Genomic DNA, 23222 nt, shown 5'->3' with positions numbered 1-23222 from the left:
TTTTCCTCTAATTTTTAGAAACTTTTTGCATTCGCTTTATTAAAGCCATATTCTTCAAAAAACGCTTGTCGGAATTCTAATAAATTGTCGTCCATAATTGCTTGACGGACATTTTTCATTAAGTCTAACAAGAAGTATAAATTATGATACGATGTTAAACGGATTCCGAATGTTTCATCACATTTAATCAAATGACGAATATAGGCCCGCGTATAATTACGACAAACATAACAATCACATTTTTCATCAAGCGGACGAAAATCTCTTGCATATTGGGCATTTTTAACAACCAAGCGACCTTGTGAAGTCATACAAGTACCATTGCGCGCAATACGTGTTGGTAACACACAATCAAACATGTCAATCCCACGAATCACTCCATCAATTAATGAATCAGGGGCACCCACACCCATTAAGTAACGTGGTTTATTTTCAGGAATTAACGGTGTCGTAAAGTCTAAGACTCGGTTCATTTCTTCCTTAGACTCACCAACAGATAAGCCACCAATCGAATAGCCAGGAAAATCCATACTCACTAAATCTTTGGCACTTTGACGACGTAAATCTTCAAATCCTGCACCTTGAACAATACCGAATAATCCCTGTCTATCAGGATTCGCATGGGCTTTTAAGCCACGCTCAGCCCAACGAGAAGTCCGTTCAATCGAGCGTTTGACATACTCATAGCTTTCATCAAATGGTGGACATTCATCAAAGCTCATCATAATATCTGATCCTAATTTATTTTGAATATTGATCGCTTTTTCTGGAGAAAGGAACATTTTTGAACCATTTAAATGATTTCTAAAATGCACACCTTCTTCTTCGATTTTCCGCATATCACTTAATGAGAAGACTTGGAAGCCACCTGAATCAGTTAAAATAGGTTGATCCCAGTTCATAAATTTGTGTAAACCGCCTGCTTCTTCGACTAAATCTTCACCTGGGCGTAACCATAAATGGTAAGTATTACTTAAAATAACACCGGCACCCATTTCTTTTAATTCTTCTGGTGACATTGTTTTAACTGTCGCAAGTGTACCTACCGGCATAAACATTGGTGTTGGAAATGTGCCGTGAGGAGTAATTAATTCACCTAAACGCGCACCTGTGTGTTTATCTTTTTTGATTAAACGATAACGAATGGCTGGTTCCGTCATTCATTTCCCTACTTTCTACTATAATTTGTCCTCCCATCATCATACTTTTTTTTTATTGAATTTGCAAGGATTTCTCAAGGTTTCTTTTTTCAAAAAAGGATCCTTAAAAAACAGCAACTAGTTCAAATAATTCAAATGAGCTAGTTGCTGTTTGGCACTTATTTTGTCGCTGTATATTTTTCTAAATCTTGCATCGCTGTTTTCACAATTTCAGGGGTAATTTTTTGTTTCATATAATGAATCGTTTCGCCTTCTATACAAGCACGTTCTGCTACTTCTTGATACTCGGCTTCAGTTAAGTCCATCTCCATTTCTTTTAAAGAAATAGGCAAACCTAGTTGGTGATAGAAAGGAATCAATTCATCGATTTCTTGCCATTTTTCTTCAATGGCTAATTGAACAAACACACCATACGCCACTTTGTTTCCATGTAATTGTCGATGGCTAGCTGGCAGCAAAGTTAGTGCATCATGAATGGAATGGGCACCTGCTGTCCGACCATAATCATCGCCAAAGCCACCCACCATTCCACCAATAATTAAATTCGTTTCGATGACATCAATAAACGATTGATTTAATTGTTGCTCTTCCATCGCTTTTAAAGCATTGATACTTTCATTTAACAAAATATCGCGACATTTTTCCGCGGCAAAATGAGAAACTTGAATAGGTAACACTTGGACATCTAACTGCGAAATAATCGCATCTGCTTCGTACCATTTAGCTAATGTATCCCCAATACCTGCCACCATTAAGGACCGAGGCGAATGTAATAACACTCTTGGTTCTACCAACACCAAAGCGTTTGCTTGCGAAAAAACGTCATATCGTTCCATTGCTCCATCTTCTCGATACATTACACTCAATGGCGTGCACGGTGCACAAGTAGCTGCTAAAGTGGGCAAAATAATTACCGGTAACGCCATTTTGTGTGCTAAGGCTTTGCCCAAGTCGGCCACTTTTCCTCCACCAACAGCGACGATGGCCTCTAAATGATTGTCCAGCACTTGCGCTTCTAACTCTTGCACACGTTGATCTGTACAAACACCTCCATAGTTTTCAAAAACAGCTGTTACTTTTTGAAACGTCGGAAAATACGGTTTTGCCGCTTGCCATGACTCAGTCCCGTGTAAAATGAATACACGATGAATATTTCTGCATAATAGTTGTCCTTCTAATAATTCCCACGAACCAATTTCGCAAAGATACTCTTGTGGTGTCCCTCTCACAATTAATGATTGTTCCATCTTGAAAATCCCCTTCATTTTTGACTTTTGAAAATTTTTTTGAAAAAGTTGTATTTTTTCAACTCTACTACTTTTCCTTTTACATATTCTATGATATGATAAACCACATCATAACACAATAAATTTTTATACATTTATTCGCTTTTTTTTGAATATTTATAAAAATAATACAAAAAGGAGTTTACGCAAATGACCAAATGTAAAAAATGGCTACAGACGATTTTACCAATTTTATTCTTGTTGCTCTCATTATTACCTATTAAAGAAACTTTTGCAGCCGAAAACGATCCAGTCTATGACAAAATCATCCAAAAGGGAGAACTAGTTGTCGGCTTATCCGCAGACTATGCCCCTTATGAATTTCATGCAAAAGTAGATGGTGAAGATAAAATTGTCGGTTTTGATATTTCTATTGCTCAAAAAATTGCCGACGATTTAGGCGTTAAATTAAAAATCGAAGAACTAGGCTTTGATGCTCTGTTAGGGGCCTTAAAAACTGGCAAGATTGACATGGTCATCTCTGGCATGTCGCCAACGCCTGAACGATTAAAAGAAGTAGCTTTTTCTCAACCATATATGAACGTTCAACAAAGAGTCATTGTTCGGAAAGAAGACAAAGATAAATTTCATTCCACTAAAGATTTCGAAGGCGTTCGTGCAGGTGCCCAAAAGCAAACGACACAAGAAGAATTAATTAAAACCGAATTAACCGGTGCTGTCCCTACTTCTCTTCAAAAAATTCCAGATTTAATTATGAATCTAAAAAATAATAAATTAGATGCAGTCGTTATGGAAGAACCGGTTGGCGAAGCCTATGTTTCTCAAAATGAGGATTTAGCTTTTGCTGATGTTACCTTTGAAAAAGGCTCAAAAGATACTGCCGTTGCTTTTCCTAAAGATGCGCCCGTTTTGACGGAGAAAGTAAATGCCTCTATTAAACAAATTAATGATCAAAAATTAATGGACGGTTATAAAAAAGAAGCCAATCAATTAATGTTCCAAAAAGATCAAAGCTTTTTACAAAAGTATGGAAAGTTCTATCTTAACGGTGCAGGCTATACCATTTTCCTAGCTTTCATTGGTGTTTTGTTTGGTGCCATTTTAGGGGCATTACTTGCCTTAATGAAGTTAGCCAATTCCAAAATTTTACGTGGCATTGCCATTGCTTATATTGAATATGTTCGTGGCACTCCTTTGCTTGTTCAAATTTTTATTGTCTATTTCGGGACAGGCGTTCTTGGTTTAGACTTATCAAAAGTAGCAGCTGGTTGTATTGCCCTTTCTTTAAACAGTGGTGCATATGTAGCAGAAATTATTCGTGCTGGTATTCAGGCAGTTAATAAAGGACAATTGGAAGCTGCTCGTTCTTTGGGAATGAATCAAAACCAAGCAATGCGATACATCATTTTCCCACAAGCTATTAAAAATATTTTACCAGCGTTAGGCAATGAATTTGTTACAGTAATTAAAGAATCTTCCGTTGTTTCAGTCATTGGTGTTTCAGAACTAATTTTCCAAGCTGGCAACGTTCAAGGAGCAAGTTTTAAACCCTTCTTACCTTACTTAATTGTATCGTTAATTTATTTCGTCCTAACCTTTACTATCTCACGTCTATTAGGTGTTGCTGAAAGGAGAATGAGTACTAGTGATTAACATTAAAAACTTACAGAAAACATTCGGAAAAAATGAAGTACTTAAAGGAATTGACTTAGAAATTGAAGCTGGTGAAGTTGTCGTAATTATTGGCCCTTCTGGTAGTGGTAAAAGTACTTTTTTACGTTGCCTGAACTTATTAGAAACACCAACTGGTGGCAGCGTTGAATTTGAAGGAAAAAATTTATTAGATAAAAATACCAACATTGATCAACTTCGTCAAAAAATGGGAATGGTATTCCAAAATTTCAATCTTTTCCCGCATAAAAATGTCTTGGAAAACTTAACAATTAGTCCTGTTAAAGTAAAAAAAGAAGCCGCTGCTGAAGCCACAGAACATGCTCTTTCTTTACTGGAACAAGTTGGTTTATCAGATAAAAAAGAAAATTATCCCGCTCAACTTTCTGGTGGGCAACAACAACGGGTAGCGATTGCTCGTGCTTTAGCCATGCGCCCTGACGTGATGCTGTTCGATGAACCAACTTCTGCCTTAGACCCTGAAATGGTGGGCGAAGTGCTATCCGTTATGAAAAATTTAGCTATTGAAGGGATGACAATGGTGGTGGTTACCCACGAAATGGGCTTCGCAAAAGAAGTTGCGGACCGTGTCATTTTTATGGATGCAGGAATTATTCAAGAAGAAGGCACACCTGAAGAAATTTTTGATGCGCCACAAAACCCAAGAACACAAGATTTTCTAAGAAAAGTTTTATAAAAAGGAGCACCTGGTATGGATCGCAAGAATATCGCAACACGTTACCAACAACCTACTGAAAATTTACTCATGGATATTGCAACATTGGCGAAAAAGACCCCAAATTTAATCGATTTATCGATTGGTGACCCTGACTTAATTACCGATGAGCGGATTATCGAACAAGCAGCTAACGATGCCAAAAATGGGCATACAAAATATACCGCTTCTGATGGTAGCGAGGCATTCATTGAGGCGGTCATTCAGTTTTATCAGTCACATTATCAATTATCTTTTCAACCGAATCAAGTCCGGGCCACAGTTGGCGCTCTGCACGGAATGTACCTTGCCTTACAAGTGATTCTAAATCCTGGAGATGAAGTGATTATTCATGAACCTTATTTCTCTCCTTATAAAGACCAAGTCCTTTTAGCAGATGGCGTTCCGGTCTTTTTACCAACCTATGAAGAAGATGGTTTCCAAATTGATGTAGCTCTTTTGAAAGAAAAAATCACGCCTAAAACCAAAGCGATTATTCTTAATTCACCGAATAACCCAACAGGCGCTGTTTTCTCTGAAGAAACTTTCAGAGAAATCGCACAGGTAGCGATTGAACACAACTTATACATTCTTTCAGATGAAGTTTATGAAGCCTTTTGTTTCCAAGAAACGTTTACTCCCATGGCTACGTTTGCTCCAGAAAATACTATCACTTTTGGTAGCTTTTCAAAAGCCTTTGCAATGACTGGTTGGCGTATTGGTTATATGATTGCCCCAGACTATATTAACGAAGTAGCCAAATTAATTAATGAAGGCGTTACGTATTCTGCGCCTACGTTGTCACAGCAAGCAGGAATCTATGCGTTACAACATTTTGACGAATTTGTAGACCCAATCGTTGAAGTGTTCCAAACACGTTTAGAGTATGTGGCCCAGCGAGTAGCAAAGATTTCTTTCCTTTCGCTTCATCCAGTCAAAGGAAGTATTTACGCCTTCATTAATATTCAAAAAACTGGACTAACTTCCGTTCCTTTTGTGGAAAATCTTTTAAAAGAGACACAGGTATTAGTGATTCCTGGAAAAGCATTTGGTGAAACAACGGGCGATGAGTACATTCGTTTAGCCGCAACACAAAATTTAGATTTATTAAAGGAAGCGTTCGATCGAATTGAAAGAATGACCTTTGAATAAAAAAAGCTTCTGCATTAGCTAATAATCATAGCTAATGCAGAAGCTTTTTAGATTTCTTCTATCAATTCAATCGCTTGCCCACCAACATGCGGTGGAATTGACATAGTCATCGGCGGCAAGCCCACGACTGTGAAACGGACTTTGGTCCCTTTTTTCAAGTGAGACAGCGGGATACTTTCCTCTAACTGTTCAACAAGTATGTTTAAAATTACCCCATGAGAAAATAAGGGCACAATGGATTCTGGATCACTTTCTGCTTGGATATTTTCTAAATGTAATCGCATTGACAATGGCTGCGTCTCATTTAACACACCAGCCTCTGCTAATTTCCCTGTAAAAACAGCAAGTTTTTCAGTCATTTGTTTGCCTCCTTTTTAAACATCATATTGAAGAGAATTAATTCCATCCCCTAAAAATTCTGAAGCGTTGTTAAATTCGGCAGGATCATATTTGGTATAGGAAACTTGTAAGGTCAAAGTAATATTCCTTAAGGTTTCAGAATGGGCAAATTTCTCTTGAGCTTGTTGTTTGAATTCTTTTCTAGTAGTGTATCCGTCATCCCCATCGCGGAAAATTAATAACGCCCAAGTCGGCGGTGTGCCGTCGATAAAGTATGGTAAGAAGCGATCATCCGTTGTCTCTTTAATCGCCGCTGTCACGATTTGTAGCAATTCATTTTTTTGTTCAGGACTTAATAAGTTACGAATACTTTCCCAATAGGCCACTCGGATCACGACCAAATATAACGGCGCTTCATAACGTGTAGAAATGTCAGAAAATAAATCGAATCCTTCCTCGTACATTTTTGCTGTTCTTAAATTAGTTACTGCATCTAACGCATTTAACCGTGAAGTTTCTTTACGTAAGCGAATATTTTCTTCTTCAATCGTACGAATTTGATAAGTCACTGCATAGATTGTTAAACAGTAGAGCGGCGGCATGATTAGCCAAAATAATGAGCCATAGCTAAACAAATCATGATAGACATACTGATATACAACATAGGTCAATTGTAGAAAAATAAATATAAGCGAAAATGTTAACCCCGCTGTAATTCCTACAAAATAGGTAACGATAATTAAGATAACTGAAATTAATAGACAACTTAAGTCCACAAAGAAATCATTCGTTCCTAAGGCCATAAAGATGGTTGTGCCGACAACCAAAACAATTCCTACCAACAAAGTTAAATCCAAAAGTAAGGTCACTCGTTTTTGATTCACTCTATTCCCCACCTTTCAAATTCTTCTTCACGATGAAGAACGCACTTAATCCAATAATGGTCATACCAATTAAGAAGACAAATAGATAAATCATTAATTTATGATTATTGACAATTCGTTTACCTAATGATTCGTTGCTAACGTTGCTTACACGTTTTTTGAAACGATAATCATAGCGACGATAGTTCGGATCGACCACAATGGCATCTCCTTTGTACATAGAAGTATTCTTCTCTGTATTCACTTGTGTAGAGGCTAAAAAGACACCTTGTGATTTAGCTCCTGTTAAGATTAACGCCGCGGCTTTCGCATTATATGGAGAAAACATTAACTGCGCCGTACCGATTTGTTTACCATAATCTTTTTCAATGCTCAGTTTCTCGTTTGAAACAAAACGTGTGAAGTCCTTATCATAATGGAAATATAACTGATCGTTTAACTTACGAATCATCGGATTATCCTTAGGCGTACCAAAAATAATCAAGTTATGATTTTCTAATGCCGCATTTTTAGGCGCTTTTTTATAATACGTAATCTCACCGACATTACTTTCGGCATAATTACCAATTAAGTTAAATAAATTGGTCAACACTTTAAAATAGTTGTCGTCCATTTTTTCTGGTAATAAAATCGCTAAATCAGCAAAAGAACGGCTTCTGATAAAAATGTTCGGATAGTTGTTAAATAATATGTCATTCAGTTCTTCTGTTTGAATAAACGCATTCGAATTATTTTCAATAAAGGCCCATGGAGTCTGACCATTTCGTAAAACTTCTGGTGATTTAACATTCAAATCAAAAGCAACTTTTAAAACAAAACTATCAGCAATTTCTAAGTTCTTTGGAAATTCGAGATTTAATTCATCACCGTTCGCACGAGCAGCGGTTAATTTCTTGCTGCCAATTGGTTTGTCATTGGCATAGACCGTCACTAAAGAAGAATCAAAATCTAAGTTTTCAGCGTATTTAAAATGTAAATGCACGCGACTTCCATTGGCATTGTTTCGATCCACTGGTAAATTGACAAAGTACGTTTGTTCTTGGTGATAAGCCCCTTCTAGTTTGTCCCCCGTTGAGGTTAATGGATAATTTCCATCAAATTCTAAAGTTGAACTAAACGTATCGGTATTCTCATCAACTGTTGTCTCTTCTTTATCTGTTTGGGTCATTAATTCATAGTTTGCTAAATAACGTCCCGCACGAACAAGTAAGTCCTCATCTTTAGAAGTAGCTACTAAAACATGCTTATCTGGTTGATTGAAAAATTTTAAGACAGCCTGGTCCTCCACACGTTTGCTATCAATTTGACTTTTATACTGATCTGGTAATTTATCATAGCTGGCAATAATCAACTGATAGGGTGCTGACTGTTCTTTGTTCAAAGAAGCCATTGGCAACAATTCTTCTGAGGTAGTAATCAAACGAGCAGCACCAGCTAACGCATGGGTCGCTGCAGCTAATTCTTTTTCCGATGCATTTTCTGGTGTCAAAATAACACTGTGTTTATTCGCAATCGTGTCTGCTCCCACAAAATGATTATAAAAAGAATGAATTGTATTCTCTGGTAATTGTAAATCGTATTGGAAGTTTACGTTAGATCCTTCATACATCGTTAACCAATTTGCTGGAGTTTCAATTAAATTATACATGTCGTTTCCTGCCTGATTAATAATTTGGCCTTCAACAGTCAATGTATTTGTCTCTTTAATCAGTTCCAAAGGGATTTCAATCGTCTTTTGTTGAATACCAGTCGTATTTTCAGGACGCCAAGAATAAAACTTCACACCATTAACTGCCACAGTTAAATCTGAGGTCTGATTATTTTTTAATTGTGTGATTTGGTAAGTCATATTGAATGATGCTTTTTTAACGTCCCAATAATCAATTTTTGTAAAATACATGGTGCTACGGACAGAAGTACCTGTTAAAGAGATTGTTTTATTTTGAAAAGGTTGTGTAAAGGTATGGTTGTCTTGTTCTTTGTTTTCGGCGTATACGGTCGGACTTGCGATACCAATCAGAATTGCCAGAAAGAACAACCCTATTAAAGTGACTGTTTTTTGTTTCATTGCACGTTTCCTCCTTATTTAAATCGTTCAGTTTTGTACCATTTTGTTTGTGTTTGTTTATGAAAAACATTTTCTTTAATATACATCACCATGCCATAAGCGGCGACTACTAGCCACATCTGACTGTATGTAATATACATCAAGGCAATAATTAAGATATTCTCTAAAGTCATTTCGCCTTTTTCGGTTGTAATACTGACAAAAGTACTGAAAATAAATAACAAAATCGCTAACAACCACAAGGAATTGCTAAATCCTTGCAGGGTCGTTGTTAAGTAACCAGACATTGATAAAACTAACATGATGTCTGACAAAACGAGCGATGTCATTAAGAGAAAATAAATGGACAAGAAATATAAAATATCAAAACGGATCCGACTCGCTTTAGGATTAAACAATAATTTAGCATTTTTAACAATGACATAAATATTGCCTTTGACCCATCGCGTCCGTTGTCGGAACCAAACTGACAAAGTTTGCGGCTCTTGCTCCCACGTCACTGCTTTTGGTTGAAACTTAATTTTATAGCCCATCATATAGATGCGGAAACTGATTTCTGTATCTTCGGCTAACGCTTTGTCATCCCAGCCGCCAATGGCTTCAATAATACTACGACGAACAATGAAATTTGTGCCAGGAATCGTGCATAACTTAAATAATTGAAAACGACCGGCTTGTGCCATCCATTGAAAGGCCAGTGTCTCGATATTAATAAAGCGTGTCAACAAGCTTGCATTGCGATTTCTCGTTCTAAATTTACCAATAACCGCGCCGTATTCCTCACTAGCGATTAACTCTCCAACTAAATAACGGAGTGCATTCGGTTCAGGTGTATTGTCCGCATCATAAATGGCAATCACGTCCCCCTTGGCTTGCTTGAAACCAATGTTTAAGGCATTAGACTTACCTTTCCCACCTGTTATATTGTCTGTATTAATAATCTGCAAATTTCGATTAACCGCCTTTTTTTGGACATTCGCTAAAAGCTCAGCACTATTATCACTTGAGTTGTCATTAATCACAATAATTTCATAGCGATCTTGCGGATAATTAAAATTCAATAACGCTTCAACTGTCCGCACAATGACAATTCCTTCATTATGGGCCGGCACCATAATTGAAACAAACGGCGCATCTTCGTCCTCTACAGGTGGTGGTGCGACAGGATCTGTTTTTAAATAATAAACATAGCCAAAAATAACTAAGAGAATATTTACAATTAGTAGACTCCAAATAATGATAGTTGCTGTTAACATTACAATGTCAGCAATGGTCATTTGTCTTCCTCCTTATTAATATATTTCGACCGATAATTCTTTCGTCCAATCATAAACAAAATAATCAGGATGATTAAAGTCAGCGTGACAACGCCAATCAAAATATTGTTTGTAATACTGAAAAAGAATGAAAATAAGCCTGTAAATCGTTGTTTTTCAACTGTTGAGGCCCCTGTATCAGCCAAACCATTGACAATTTGATTGTTTAAGAAGAACCGATTATTCCGAAATTCGATTTTCTGCGTTTGTGTTTGAACAGTGAAATGTTGATCCGCTTCTGAAACACTAAACACTATTGGCGCTTCCTTGACTTCTTGAATTAGATGATCCACTTCTTTTTTAGAATTTGGAAATGAAAAACTAATGGTGGTCGGCATTGGAAATCGATAGTCATTCGGATTATCTTTATCCGTCCATTCAATCCCCGATAAATAATCATACGGTAAATCAAACAAAGCATTCTTATAAGTGATTGATTCTCCCGTTTGGTTCCGATAAAAAACGCGTTCAATCGGCGGATTTTCTCTTAGAATCACTGTATCACTAATTGCTAGACCATCCTCTTGGTATTGAAGGTCTTGATTCCAGTATCCTGGAGCAGAAATGCCTACTGGATAGACATGTCTGTCGACCAATAAACTAATCTGCTGCTCCATCAATTGTTTCAAAGCACGTTGGTCATTTAAATCAACATTGTTAACGACCGGTGTTTCTAAGAAAATAACCCCCGTCGAAGCAAACGCACGTAACGCATTCGTAAATAGTTTATAAGGTAAAATCGTATTGTTTTGTGAAACGCTCGTACTGGATAAAATATAAGGATACGTGGTTTTAACTAATTCTTCTTGCAAATAGGTTGCCACAGACATATCTCTTAACGGGTTAAAATCAGAAATCGTCAAAAACGGCCGTGACATTTTTTCACTTTCCAGCCATTGACTAATTACGTCTAAGCTTTCTAAAAAAACAGCGCCTTTGCGTTCAAACATTGGTAGAAAAGCATGCCCATTCTCAATTACACCAAATGGATATTCTTCTGGTGCTAATTCTTGTGTTTTTAATCGGCCAACCGTCTGACCTTGCGTATTTTCCAGCACAACTGATTGATCTTGAAAAGGCAATACTTGAGAAAAACGGTTTTTTTCATCTTCTAACCGATATTGACGATGACTTAATTCTTTCCACGTACCGCTAAAATATTGTTTTTCATCGTCACGCATGTTTCGACCAATGTGTAATTGTTTGCCTTTAAAATGAACTCGATCTGCTAGAAAATCAGAGGCAATAACGCCGGCTTGTTCAGGCCAATTCACCATAGAAATCAAACTGTCATAGCCATCATTTAGCAATTCTCCAGGCACATAGTCTGACACCGCCACACTCTGAACTTCTACTCCAAAACTCGTCAACACTCGTTGTAAAGCATCCACATCATTTTCTTTTTTCCCAGCAATATTCAAGCTGTCATAGACAAGTAAGACATGTTTACTTGGTGCAGCCAGCGCCGGTTTGGCAAAGCCACAAAAAACGAAAAAGAGTAAGAAACACACCCAGCCAATAAGATATTGTTTATTTTTCAATTCCCTCTACCTCCCCAATGACTTGTGGTGTTGTATCTTGCCACATTCGTTTACCAATAACATCAGAAACAATTTGTAACAAGAGAAAATCTAAAAATACTGAGACTAAAAACAAATGACGTACTAAGTCACTATCCCCATCAATAATAATTGTTGAAATGAAAACAACTAATAAATTAAGATAAATCCCTGTCATTAAAAAGAAGCGAAAAACTAATCTGGGTTCGTTTCTCTTGAGTCCTCTGTATAAACCAACGCCATATAAACCAAACAGAATCACGCCTAATAATAGATAGAAAGCAAAGTTTTTAGGGAAAAAACTGGCTTTAATACGGTTATACACCATAAAAAATTTAGATTGTTCCAGCGGTGCACGCCCCGTCGTTTTCTCAAAATTCCCCACATTATTAGGCTTTACTAAGTAAACATTTGGGACCGCTGAATTCAGTCCTTGCCATAATTCAGATGGATAATTTAAATAATTCAATAACACCCATCCAAAACTCGTTTTATCAAAAAAATCTTTTTTCATTTGTTCAGAAGTTGGTGATACAGGACTGTATTCTTCAAAGTAGGAACGTCCCTTTTGCAACCCATATTGCGGGTTGATTCCGCCCTCTGACATCCGTTTATCCGGAACCTTACTATCCTTCATTACACCGCGCGTCATGCTGTGGTAGACATCACGTTCATAGATATCGTTAGGAACGATAAAAGCTGCTAACGTTGTAAAACCAATCAACGCAATTAAAAAGGCCGTCATTGACAATCGTTGGTAACGTTGTGACAAGTAGACAAAAAATCCTAATCCAGCAATAATTACGCCAATAATCAGCAAATATTCTTGGCGTGTTGTCCCTATTAAAAGTACTACTGTTTGTGCCAAGATAACCAAAACTATTCTTCTGAGCCAAGTTCGTGGTTTCGTCACCCGATAAAAATAGACTGAAAATGCTAAGACACTCACAGAAAGTAAAAAACTCGTCGCTTCTGTATAAAAGGAATTAAAATAAATCGTATAGGAGGTATCTCCCAAGATGAAAATAACCAACAAAGAGATAAGATAACTTTTTTTCAAAGACACGCCTTCGGTTAAGCCTCGTACCAGAATATAAATTGACACTAAAAAACAACTAAGATAAACGAAACCTAAGAAACGAATATCGAAAAGTATTTGACTATAAAAAAGTTTATTAAGCCAAATGGCAATGGTGATGAAAAATTGTTGAGTGGAAACAAAGTGCGTCGTTGTTTCATTAAAATAACGCATAATCGAAAAGTCCTTAACAAAATAGGCCACATTGTCGTAGCTATCACCATTGACACGATAAAGACTATTTGAATTTAACACACGAAAATACTCGCCATTATCTCCCAAGCCATTAATCGGATAAACAAATAACAAAATGCTTGTCACTAACCCAATCCCTAAAACGGCCAAAAGACTTGGAGAAATATAACGACTCAACCATTCAAAAGCCGAGTTCATGTATTTTTTGATCTTTTCCATGCTTTCACCTCATCTAGAAATCATAGGCCAAAAGAGCCATTAAGTTATTATAGGAATAGACTTGTTTCGTAACTTTATCACCAAATCCTCCATAAATCGGACTGCTTGAATCCATAATTTGAAAATTATTAAGTACTGTAATTGCCGCACGATACAACTCTTTGTCATTTTCGGCAACACCAATTAAAGCCGCTATCGCATAACTGGCTGCAGATTGATTTTTATCCACAGGTGATCCATTTAAATCATACGAGTTAAAAAGCGTTCCTTGCTGAACTTGTTTTCGCACAAAATCAATACTAGTCTGCTTCGCCATACCCACTTCACTTAAATGGACAATCGTTAATAAAGATTCAATAATATTAAGTGTTCCGTTGTTTTCGTATTTATTTGTTTGATGATTAAACTTCGTTTGATAAAGAGGTAAATCATCAGAAATATAGCCATCGTCTATTAATTGGTAATGATACTGCAAGTAGTCTGCTGAAATCCCAAATTCTTTGTATAGATAACCCAGCGTAATTAAGTCAATATAAAACAAAGAAGTTTCTGAAGACTGTTGTTTTGATTTACTATCGTAAAAATCAATTAGAATATTATCTTTCATAGAGGTTTCCATAAAACTCTTGCCTAATTTTTTAATTTCTTGATCATACTGATCTGTGTTAAAATGCCCCCCTGCTTCAATTAACGAACGAATGATCCGTAAATCATCAATCGAGGCATTGACATTGTATTTATTGCCTTGCTCGTCAATTCGGTAACTAAATTGGACACCGTCGTAAAAGGTGTCTTTCGTCTGCTTGTAAAAATTATCAAAACGTCCCTGCGTATCAAAAGCTAAATTACGCAAATATAGACCCGAAGACTCACTTAGCAACTCATGTCCTGTGGCGACATCTTTGCGTTCAGCATCTGGTAAATAATTGGTTAAAAAGCCGCCGTCTGTTTTGAGCCGGGTTTCAATAAAAAACTTCAACAAATCTTTGCGTTCAACTGTTTCTTTTGTGTGAAATTCATGTTTTGTTAAAAAATGTTGTTTGTCTGTCGACATTAAGCGTTGAATTTTGGGATTCACTTTTTCCACCTCTACTTTATAGGATTTTTCTCTAAACAAAAGAAAACATCCTCCCAGAAGCACCACGAATACCCCAATAAAAATCCAAAGTTTTCTCTTCATTGTTACGCCTCTTTTCCTCACTTCTTTATTGTCAGTGTACACAAAAGTACTTGTTTTTGCGAAACTTAAGCTACATCTTCAAGCACAAGAAAAAAAGCAATCCATAAAAATAAAAGGATTGCTTTAACCGTTTCGTCGATCATTTCCTGTCATCGTAATCTCTTTTGACAGATAACGCACACGTTCCATAATTCGTCTGGCTTTTAGCGGCTCTTGTTCTCCTCGTTGCGTCACGGTTAAATGCTCTTCTAAAGCTTTTAAATCTAGATTGGAAGAGAAAAAAGTAACTAATTGTTCTTGCATTCGGTATTGCAAGATTACGCTTAAAACGTCGTCACGAATCCAACTAGTCATGGATTCCGCACCAATATCATCAATCATTAATATAGGGGATTTTTTTACTGCATCGAGCTTTTCACCAACTTGATCGCGACCAATGGCTTGCTTCATTTCTACTGTAAATGTTGGAAAATGAACAATTGTCGTAGTAAATCCACGTTCTGCTAAAGCATTAGCCATCGCACCTAATAAAAAAGATTTTCCTACACCGAAGGGGCCTTGTAAATAGAGCCCTTTATGAAATTCTTTTGGTGTCGCAGGATATTCTCTTAAAAATTGCATTGCTTCTGCTAACGCTTTGGCTCGACCTTGAGAAGATGGATCGAAATCTCGTAAATTTGCTTCTCGGACATCTTTTGGCATGTCCATTGCCCTTACTCGATTACGAATTTCTTCTTCCTTCTGACGGGCGATTAAATCAGCCGTTGGGACATACGTTACATCAATGTAATGAAAATTCAACATTAATCTTGGCTCATAGCCTGGAGCAATCATTGCCGGATCGTTTAATTGAAATTTCTTTTTTTCTTGAACAAATTCATACAGCTTAGCATAACTTTTACGAATATCTTCATCGCTTAAACGCTCTCGGTTTGCTTGTATAAAGGCTTGAACATCTTGATCTTTCAATACTTCGTTAACCAGCTCTTCATATCGTTCATTGATGTCACGCTTCTGGATAATTTTTGACATTTCTTTTCCTACGTCTTCCATCATTGGTCACCTCCTTGGTTTAAAAATTCTTGAATTTGTCGATCTAACTCGGCTTGTTCTTCTGGGGAAAGTTTTGTTTCATCGTTTGGCTGATCTGCCCATTCTGGCAATCGCTCTTGTCGAACAGTTTGGCGTTTCCCTGAATAATTTTGTTGTCGCTGTTTTTGTTTGGTTTGGCTTTGTTTTGCCAATTCTCTGACATGTTCAATTGCTTTTTCTGGTGAATGAATGCCACTTTGTCCCCATTCATTCGCAATTCGATTCACATACTCCGCTTTTAAAGTCGGTTGTTGTTGAATATTGTAAACATAGTTAATCAAAATATTAATCACACTAGTCGGTAAGCCTGATTTAGCAACCAAATATTTCACTAATGAACGTTCTTGTGGTGTCGTATAGCCGCCTCGACTATTTTTTAAAGCTTCTAAATATTGAATAGGCGGATTCTTTTCACTATCCATAATCATTTGAATATCCAGTTCAGAAAAACCATTCATTTTTAATGCGTTATATCGATACGTTTGTTGCTCTTCCACCGTCAATTGTACTTGCTTGTTTGTCACTACGTTTGTTGGTTGTGGTTTTTTATCAGGATCAAACGCTTGATGAATCGTTCGCACTAATTCCTTAGGCAAAATTCGACTTGTATAATAGTCAAATGATTTCGAAGCAAAGTCTACCATATCTAACTCATTGATGCCATATAATTGATGAAAAACATAGACTTCTTCTTGAAAACTAGCCTCATCTTCAGGCAGTTGTAAACCTAAACGGTGCAAACCTTCCACAAAATAGTGCCAATCAAAAGAATCCGTTGATACAGAAATTTTCTTCGATTTTTCTTGTTGAGAAAAAGTTTCTTGAATCGTTGTCAATCGGTTCGCTTCGGAAACAATTTGTTCTTCTTTAAAGGCATAAACCTCTTGAAAGCTAGCGGAAACATTTTGATAGCCCTCTGTTTTGGTAGGATGCGGTTGAAACTTTTGCACTAATTGATCAAATTTCCGTTGTCCAACCCGATTAAATAACACTAAAGCTAACACTTCATCTTTAAAAAAACGAGCGGCTGTTTCAGGTGCTTTTAAATAATATAAATAACAATCTCCTAATTCCCGATCTGTTTTTTTATACGTTTCTAGCAACCCAATGCCTTCTAATTTGTAGCAAGCTTCTTCTAATTGTTGGCAACTCAAGTCCAGCAAACTAATTAAATCTGCATGAAACAGCGAGCCATCCTCCTCTGAGTCTGTTGTTTCAGATAACAAAAGCCAATATAAACTAAACGCATTGGCGCCGACAATTGGTTGATATAAAAAGGTTAAAACCTCTTTCTCTTGATCAGAAAGCGGTGAATCAATAACCGCTTGAAAAATATTTTTTGGTTGGATTCTTTGCCGATTTCCTTTCAAAGAAAGACCTCCTTTTTAATTTTCTGAGTCAGGAGAAGAAGATTTTGCTTTGTCGACAATGTCCTGTAACTCTTTCAAAAACACGCTCATATCTTTGAATTGTCGATAAACACTCGCAAAGCGGATGTAGGCAATTTCATCTAGATTGACTAAATCTTCCATCACATATTCACCGATAAGCGTTGTAGAGACTTCATTTTCCCCTAAACTACGCACTCGATTTTCAACATTATCGACAATTTGAACCATTTGTTCCATAGCAACGGGTCTTTTTTCCGCAGAGCGAATGAGCCCACGCAAAATTTTATCACGATTAAATTCTTCACGATCCCCATTTTTCTTGATTACAAGTAATGGCGCCGCTTCAATTCTTTCAAATGTAGTGAACCGATAACTGCAATTTTCACATTCACGACGACGGCGAATTGCACGTCCATCATCTGCTTGACGGCTATCAATAACACGGGAATTATTATGATGACATCTTGGACAACGCATAACGTTCACCTCTTCTATTCTGTATAATTTTTGTTGCCTATATTATAACATGAAATTGCGCTATTACTAGGTCTTTAGAACTGGTTCTTAGTTGAATCTTTGCCATTCTTTAATAAAAACAAAGACTTTCACTGTTTTTTCTGAAATTTTCAAAACATTTTACGCCATTTAAAAAATATTCACTTCTTTCCAGTTTGTTTCTCTAGCCACTTCTTCACTTGCTGTTCCGTTTCTTCTCTAGTTCCTTGGTTATCAAACACGATATCTGCTCGTTCTTTTTTCATTTCAATCGGCCATTGGCTAGCAATTCGTTGTTGTGCCTCTTCTGCTGTTAATTGGTTTCGGGCCATCAGACGCTCTTTTTGAATCTTTTCTGGTACATATACCACAGCAACTTGATCCATAATCGCCTCATAATGAGCTTCATAAAGCAGAGGAATATCAACAATAACCAGGGAGGCTTTCTTTTTAGCTTCTTCAATTTGACGTAAAATTTCTTTTCTTAAAAAAGGTTTCAGCGTTTCATTTAACAGCTCTCTTTTTTGAGGACTAGCGAAAATTAATTGTCCTAATTTTTTCCGATCCAATTCACCAGTTGTTAATACTATTTCTGGTCCGAAAGTTTCAACGATTGCGGCTAAGGCTGGTTGCCCTTTTGCAACAATTTCGCGGGCGATAATGTCGCCGTCAACAATTGGATAACCTGCTTTTTTAAAAAGAGCAACAACCGTACTTTTACCTGTCGCAATCCCTCCTGTAATGCCTAAAACTTTTGTCATTTCAATCGACGACCTTTCAATTGTTGGCATTGTGGACAATAATGCGTACCACGTTGTGCCACTTTTGTTTTAACAATTGGCGTACCACAACGATTGCAAGGTAAGCCTGTTTGCCCATAGACATTCAACGCTACTTGAAAAGTCCCTGCTTCTCCTAACGCGTTTAGATAGGTGCGAATGGTGGTTCCACCTGCTTCAACAGCGCGTGCCAAGACGTCAATGATTGCTTGATACAACGTAGCAACTTCCGCAGGTTTTAAGGAATCTGCTGGTTGTTCTGGATGGATTTGCGCTTGCCAAAGTGCTTCATCTACATAAATATTCCCCAAGCCCGTCACTAGCTTTTGATCTAACAGCAATGGCTTAATTGCTTTATGATGCTTTTTCAAGCCTTGTTGAAAAGTAGCTAATTGGAAAACGTCTGGTGTTGGCTCTGGGCCCAAAGCTAAAATCCCTTTATATTGATGACCTTGATTCTTAGGAACCAATGTCATACGGCCAAATTTCCGTACATCTAAATAACGTAATTGCGTGCCATCTGTAAAAGTAAACATTACATGGGTATGTTTGGCAATTTCATCATCAGCCTGATGAAACTCATATTTTCCTTCCATCCGTAAGTGAGAAATCATATCATTATCAGACAATTTAAAAATCAGAAATTTTCCTCTTCGCTCAATCCCTTCAATCGTTTGACCAGCTAATTGACCTTGAAATACATCAACTTCTGGTGATTCAATAATTCTTGGCCAAAAAACAATGACTTCTTGAATGGTTTTTCCTACAACAAGTTTTTCAAGTCCTTTTCGCACTGTTTCTACTTCTGGTAATTCTGGCATTATTTTTGCTCCTTTATATAAAGAGGTCTGAACGCTTAGATACCAACGTCCAGATCCTACTTATCCTTATTTTATTCATCGTTCTTAATGGGTAAGCTATTATTTTGCTTCATACCATGTTTTTCCCCAACTACTATCGGTGATAAGTGGCACATGTAAGGAAACTGCGTGCTCCATCACTTCTTTGACGAGTTGATTTAATTGTTCTAATTCTGATTCTGGCACTTCAAAAACTAATTCATCGTGCACTTGTAATAACATTGTCGCTTGTAATTTTTCTTCTTTTAAACGACGCGCCATTTCAATCATCGCAATTTTTAAAATATCTGCGGCACTTCCCTGAATCGGTGTATTAATCGCTGTACGTTCAGCGAACGAACGTAGATTAAAGTTTCTTGAATTAATATCACTTAAATAACGACGGCGATGATACAATGTTTCCACATAGCCTTTGTCTTTGGCATCGCGGACAATCTCTTCCATGTACTGTTTCACGCCTGGATATTTTTCAAAATAGGTGTCAATATATTGTTGCGCTTGCTTTCTAGTAATGCCTAAGTTTTGGGACAAGCCGTAATCACTGATACCATAGACAATTCCAAAATTCACCGCTTTAGCTTGACGACGCATGTTAGGTGTGACATCTTCTGCTTTTTCAACACCGAAAACTCGCATTGCAGTGCTGGCATGGATATCTTGTCCTTCCACAAACGCTTCTTTTAAATGCTCATCATTAGAAATATGCGCGAGCACACGTAACTCAATTTGAGAGTAATCAGAAGAGAAAATCAACCAATTATCCTCTCTTGGTACGAACGCTTCTCTAATTTTTCGGCCTTCTTCTAAACGGATAGGAATGTTTTGTAAATTGGGATCTACTGAGCTTAACCGTCCTGTTTGGGTCAGTGTTTGTACATACCGAGTATGAATTTTATTATCTGGCTGAATTACTTTTAAGAGTCCTTCAACATAGGTCGATTGAATTTTGGCAATTTGACGATAAGTTAAAATATCGGCCACAATTGGTGCTTGTTCTTTTAGTTGTTCTAAAACATCTACCGCTGTTGAATAGCCAGTTTTCGTCTTTTTGATCACAGGTAAGCCCATTTTTTCAAATAAAATAACGCCTAATTGTTTAGGTGAATTCAAATTAAATTCTTCGCCAGCTTCTGCATAGATTTTTTCTTCGATTTCTTTCAAGCGTTCTGAAAATTCTACTTGCATTTCTTTTAAGCGCGTGGCATCAACACGGATACCAGTTATTTCCATATCGCCTAAAATACGAGAAAGTGGTAATTCCATTTTATAGAATAAATCAGCTTGATTTTTTTCTGTTAATTCGCTATCTAATTTGCTTGTTAAAAATTGAATTGCTTTAATCTTACGTGCTAAATGACCAAAGAAAACTTCTTCGTCCTCTGGCAAGCCTTTTTTGGCCCCTTTTCCATAAATAGCTTCATCAGATTGAATCGCATCATATCCGTAATGTTGTGCTACACCTTCAATATCAGCGTTATTGTCATTGGTATCAAGTAAATAAGCAGCCAATAAAACATCAAAGGCAATCCCTGTCATTTTTCCTACATAGCGATTTAGTGCAACGTACGTCCGTTTTGCATCATAGACATTTTTTTTACGTGTCTCATCCATCAACCAGTCGATAAATGGCTGACTTTCAAAAACAGCTAAATTATTCGTGGTATAAATCTTCTTGTTGTTGCCCCAAGCAAGGCCGACAATCGGTGACGTATGATAGTTATCTTCCATCATCTCAACATAAAGAGCCATATCGTCTGTAAACATTTCATTGGTTAACTGATCTTCGACTACTTCAAATAAAATATCTTCCATTTCAACAGGTTCTTCTGTAATGTCCAACTTAGCTAAAAATTGTTTAAAGTCCATTTCTTTATAAAAAGGAACCAATTTTTCTAAGTTTTTCCCTTCATATGCCAAGTCTTCCACATTGACTTCGACTGGTGCATTGACTTCAATTGTCGCTAAACGTTTAGAAAGAAAGGCTTGCTCTTTATCATTAATCAAGTTTTCTTTCATTTTGCTTTTTTTCATTTCATCGATATTCTCATAAACCCCTTCAACTGAGCCATATTGTTTTAACAGCTTAATCGCGGTTTTCTCACCGATTTTCGTTACACCTGGAATGTTATCCGACGTGTCGCCAGCCAACCCTTTCATATCAATAATTTGCTTAGGCGTTAACCCATCATATTTTTCAGCAATATGCTCAGGTGTATATGATTCAATATCGCTAACTCCTTTAACAGTGATATCTACTTTGACAGTGTCCGTCGCTAATTGTGTCAAATCTCGGTCCCCTGATAACACGACAACATCAAATTCATCTTTATCAACTTTGTTGGCTAATGTACCAATAATATCATCTGCTTCATAGTTAGGTAGTTCATAATATTTTACGCCTAAACCTTCTAAAAGTTCACGAATATACGGCATTTGTTCTTTAAATTCCCCCGGTGTTTTTGAACGTCCGGCTTTATATTCTGAATAAAATTCTGTTCTGAATGTAGTTTTCCCTGCATCAAAAGCGACTAAAACATGAGTAGGCATTTCTTTTTGCATTACATTTTCAAACATATTGTTAAATGCATAAATAGCATTTGTATGCAAGCCGTTCTTATTTTTGAATCGTTCTAATGAGTTATGTAGCGCAAAAAATGCACGAAAGGCTACACTGTTTCCATCAACGAGTAATAATTTTTTTTTGGTCATTTTTTTCCCCTCATCTTTAGCAAACTAGTTTCCTTTCTATTTTAACAAAAAACTACAGAATTTGCAGTAGACGGCGATTGCAGAATGAAAGAAAAAGGTATTTGACATAGTTCCTTAGTGACAACTATATCAAATACCAAAATCAATCAGCAATACACGCTGGATCTTCACAAGTATGAGAATCTTTTTACGGCAAAACATTTCCCGCTGCACGATAAATATCGTACCAATCTTCGCGACTAATCACAATGTCTGCTGCTTTAGCAATTTCTTCAATTCTACCAAGATTCATACTTCCTGCGATGACTTGCATATTAGCAGGGTGGCGCAGAATCCAGCTGCTGGCTAAGCCAGTTGGCGTTGTTTGATATTTTTCAGCCAATTCGCTTAATTTTTGATTTAACTCAGGGAATTTTTCATTTCCAATAAAGACACCTTCAAAATAACCATATTGGTACGGTGACCATGCTTGAATAGTCATTTGTTTCAACCGTGAATAATCTAAAATACCATGATCATAATCAATGCTTCCTGATATTTCCATATTTGTTTGTAAGCCTTGATCCACCATGCCAGTATGCTTGATGCCAAATTGTAATTGATTGGCTAATAACGGTTGTTTAACAGCTGTTTTTAAAAGTTCAATTTGTCCTGGCGTTTGGTTACTTACACCAAAATAGCGAACTTTCCCTTGTCTTTCTAATAAATGAAAAGCTTCAGCTACTTCTTCTGGTTCCACTAAAGTATCTGGACGATGCAACAATAATGCATCGACTGAATCTACACCTAAACGCTGTAAACTCCCTTCGACCGCTTCTAAAATATGTGCTTTTGAAAAGTCAAAAAAGCCCTGACGAATCCCACATTTCGTTTGTATAAAAATATCTTCACGACGAATGGTACTTTCTTTTAAGGCCTTACCAAAAATGGTTTCGCAGTCGCCGCCACCATAAATGTCGGCGTGATCAAAAAATGTAATGCCATGATCATAAGCAGTTTCAATTACCTGTTGAGGATTTTCAGCACCATTTAAGCGCATACATCCTAAGATAACCGAAGAAACTGTTTCGTCACTTGTACCAAATTGCAGTTGTTTCATTTTAATATCCTCCT

The 23222-nt window shown here is 36.9% G+C and carries 19 protein-coding genes; 3 read left to right on the top strand and 16 right to left on the bottom strand.

Translation table 11 applies throughout. The annotated features are described in order from the left end of the window. Nucleotides 1-14: 14 nt before the first annotated feature. Nucleotides 15-1160, bottom strand: a complete 1146-nt coding sequence (tgt, locus tag IGI63_RS12945; RefSeq protein WP_002355772.1) for a tRNA guanosine(34) transglycosylase Tgt — start codon at nt 1158-1160, stop codon at nt 15-17. A gap of 158 nt (nt 1161-1318) precedes the next feature. Next, nucleotides 1319-2425: an iron-containing alcohol dehydrogenase family protein gene (locus tag IGI63_RS12940; protein ID WP_429975906.1), complete on the bottom strand. Its 1107-nt coding sequence runs from the start codon at nt 2423-2425 to the stop codon at nt 1319-1321. Nucleotides 2426-2596: 171 nt separating this feature from the next. Between IGI63_RS12940 and IGI63_RS12935 the strand changes: the two genes are divergently transcribed. From IGI63_RS12935 to IGI63_RS12925, 3 genes are read left to right on the top strand one after another with little or no spacing between them, the layout of a single operon-like run. Beyond that, the gene (locus tag IGI63_RS12935; RefSeq protein WP_002355770.1) at nt 2597-4060 is read left to right on the top strand and encodes an ABC transporter permease subunit; all 1464 of its coding nucleotides are present in this window, start codon (nt 2597-2599) and stop codon (nt 4058-4060) included. Next, nucleotides 4053-4775 carry an amino acid ABC transporter ATP-binding protein gene (locus IGI63_RS12930; protein ID WP_002355769.1) on the top strand — a complete coding sequence of 241 codons (723 nt, stop codon included), beginning with the start codon at nt 4053-4055 and terminating at the stop codon, nt 4773-4775. Before IGI63_RS12935 ends, IGI63_RS12930 begins: the two co-directional genes overlap by 8 nt. Nucleotides 4776-4790: 15 nt before the next feature. Next, nucleotides 4791-5945 (top strand): pyridoxal phosphate-dependent aminotransferase, encoded by a 1155-nt coding sequence (locus tag IGI63_RS12925; RefSeq protein ID WP_429975905.1) that lies wholly within the window; start codon nt 4791-4793, stop codon nt 5943-5945. Nucleotides 5946-5992: 47 nt separating this feature from the next. Here IGI63_RS12925 and IGI63_RS12920 read toward each other — a convergent pair whose 3' ends face one another. The 14 genes from IGI63_RS12920 to IGI63_RS12855 form a co-directional block, all read right to left on the bottom strand. Then, entirely contained in the window at nt 5993-6304 is a 312-nt protein-coding gene (locus tag IGI63_RS12920; RefSeq protein ID WP_002355767.1) for a hypothetical protein, read from the bottom strand. A gap of 15 nt (nt 6305-6319) precedes the next feature. Then, nucleotides 6320-7180: a hypothetical protein gene (locus IGI63_RS12915; RefSeq protein ID WP_002385041.1), complete on the bottom strand. Its 861-nt coding sequence runs from the start codon at nt 7178-7180 to the stop codon at nt 6320-6322. Continuing rightward, nucleotides 7170-9236 carry a cellulose biosynthesis cyclic di-GMP-binding regulatory protein BcsB gene (locus tag IGI63_RS12910; RefSeq protein ID WP_010710760.1) on the bottom strand — a complete coding sequence of 689 codons (2067 nt, stop codon included), beginning with the start codon at nt 9234-9236 and terminating at the stop codon, nt 7170-7172. The genes IGI63_RS12915 and IGI63_RS12910 overlap by 11 nt, the downstream gene beginning before the upstream one ends. Nucleotides 9237-9250: 14 nt before the next feature. Then, nucleotides 9251-10513, bottom strand: a complete 1263-nt coding sequence (locus IGI63_RS12905; RefSeq protein ID WP_002355764.1) for a glycosyltransferase — start codon at nt 10511-10513, stop codon at nt 9251-9253. After that, nucleotides 10510-12093, bottom strand: coding sequence for a hypothetical protein (locus tag IGI63_RS12900; protein WP_002355763.1), 1584 nt, complete (start codon nt 12091-12093; stop codon nt 10510-10512). Before IGI63_RS12900 ends, IGI63_RS12905 begins: the two co-directional genes overlap by 4 nt. After that, nucleotides 12083-13603: a hypothetical protein gene (locus tag IGI63_RS12895; RefSeq protein WP_429975904.1), complete on the bottom strand. Its 1521-nt coding sequence runs from the start codon at nt 13601-13603 to the stop codon at nt 12083-12085. Before IGI63_RS12895 ends, IGI63_RS12900 begins: the two co-directional genes overlap by 11 nt. Before the next feature lie 13 nt (nt 13604-13616). Continuing rightward, entirely contained in the window at nt 13617-14825 is a 1209-nt protein-coding gene (locus tag IGI63_RS12890) for a hypothetical protein (protein WP_429975903.1), read from the bottom strand. Nucleotides 14826-14906: 81 nt separating this feature from the next. After that, nucleotides 14907-15836, bottom strand: a complete 930-nt coding sequence (gene dnaI, locus IGI63_RS12885; RefSeq protein ID WP_002364725.1) for a primosomal protein DnaI — start codon at nt 15834-15836, stop codon at nt 14907-14909. Further along, nucleotides 15836-17245, bottom strand: coding sequence for a replication initiation and membrane attachment family protein (locus IGI63_RS12880; RefSeq protein ID WP_429975902.1), 1410 nt, complete (start codon nt 17243-17245; stop codon nt 15836-15838). The genes dnaI and IGI63_RS12880 overlap by 1 nt, the downstream gene beginning before the upstream one ends. A gap of 15 nt (nt 17246-17260) precedes the next feature. After that, entirely contained in the window at nt 17261-17743 is a 483-nt protein-coding gene (nrdR, locus tag IGI63_RS12875) for a transcriptional regulator NrdR (protein ID WP_002381296.1), read from the bottom strand. A gap of 179 nt (nt 17744-17922) precedes the next feature. Further along, nucleotides 17923-18522 carry a dephospho-CoA kinase gene (gene coaE / locus IGI63_RS12870; RefSeq protein ID WP_429975901.1) on the bottom strand — a complete coding sequence of 200 codons (600 nt, stop codon included), beginning with the start codon at nt 18520-18522 and terminating at the stop codon, nt 17923-17925. After that, entirely contained in the window at nt 18519-19361 is an 843-nt protein-coding gene (gene mutM, locus IGI63_RS12865; protein ID WP_002355756.1) for a DNA-formamidopyrimidine glycosylase, read from the bottom strand. Before mutM ends, coaE begins: the two co-directional genes overlap by 4 nt. Nucleotides 19362-19460: 99 nt before the next feature. Beyond that, the gene (gene polA / locus IGI63_RS12860; protein ID WP_002355755.1) at nt 19461-22109 is read right to left on the bottom strand and encodes a DNA polymerase I; all 2649 of its coding nucleotides are present in this window, start codon (nt 22107-22109) and stop codon (nt 19461-19463) included. A 187-nt stretch (nt 22110-22296) separates the two neighbouring features. Further along, entirely contained in the window at nt 22297-23208 is a 912-nt protein-coding gene (locus tag IGI63_RS12855) for an aldo/keto reductase (protein WP_429975900.1), read from the bottom strand. Nucleotides 23209-23222 lie beyond the last annotated feature (14 nt).

The organism is Enterococcus sp. DIV0086 (assembly GCF_050498705.1).
Taxonomy (GTDB): Bacteria; Bacillota; Bacilli; order Lactobacillales; family Enterococcaceae; genus Enterococcus; species Enterococcus faecalis.
This window is presented reverse-complemented; position numbering and strand designations above follow the sequence as displayed.

What these genes read in the sequence shown, in the direction of transcription:
- tgt (WP_002355772.1), bottom strand. Translation starts at nt 1,160, where the DNA reads ATGACGGAACCAGCCATTCGTTATCGTTTAATCAAAAAAGATAAACAC.
- IGI63_RS12940 (WP_429975906.1), bottom strand. Translation starts at nt 2,425, where the DNA reads ATGAAGGGGATTTTCAAGATGGAACAATCATTAATTGTGAGAGGGACA.
- IGI63_RS12935 (WP_002355770.1), top strand. Translation starts at nt 2,597, where the DNA reads ATGACCAAATGTAAAAAATGGCTACAGACGATTTTACCAATTTTATTC.
- IGI63_RS12925 (WP_429975905.1), top strand. Translation starts at nt 4,791, where the DNA reads ATGGATCGCAAGAATATCGCAACACGTTACCAACAACCTACTGAAAAT.
- IGI63_RS12920 (WP_002355767.1), bottom strand. Translation starts at nt 6,304, where the DNA reads ATGACTGAAAAACTTGCTGTTTTTACAGGGAAATTAGCAGAGGCTGGT.
- IGI63_RS12910 (WP_010710760.1), bottom strand. Translation starts at nt 9,236, where the DNA reads ATGAAACAAAAAACAGTCACTTTAATAGGGTTGTTCTTTCTGGCAATT.
- IGI63_RS12905 (WP_002355764.1), bottom strand. Translation starts at nt 10,513, where the DNA reads ATGACCATTGCTGACATTGTAATGTTAACAGCAACTATCATTATTTGG.
- IGI63_RS12895 (WP_429975904.1), bottom strand. Translation starts at nt 13,603, where the DNA reads ATGGAAAAGATCAAAAAATACATGAACTCGGCTTTTGAATGGTTGAGT.
- dnaI (WP_002364725.1), bottom strand. Translation starts at nt 15,836, where the DNA reads ATGGAAGACGTAGGAAAAGAAATGTCAAAAATTATCCAGAAGCGTGAC.
- nrdR (WP_002381296.1), bottom strand. Translation starts at nt 17,743, where the DNA reads ATGCGTTGTCCAAGATGTCATCATAATAATTCCCGTGTTATTGATAGC.
- coaE (WP_429975901.1), bottom strand. Translation starts at nt 18,522, where the DNA reads ATGACAAAAGTTTTAGGCATTACAGGAGGGATTGCGACAGGTAAAAGT.
- mutM (WP_002355756.1), bottom strand. Translation starts at nt 19,361, where the DNA reads ATGCCAGAATTACCAGAAGTAGAAACAGTGCGAAAAGGACTTGAAAAA.
- polA (WP_002355755.1), bottom strand. Translation starts at nt 22,109, where the DNA reads ATGACCAAAAAAAAATTATTACTCGTTGATGGAAACAGTGTAGCCTTT.
- IGI63_RS12855 (WP_429975900.1), bottom strand. Translation starts at nt 23,208, where the DNA reads ATGAAACAACTGCAATTTGGTACAAGTGACGAAACAGTTTCTTCGGTT.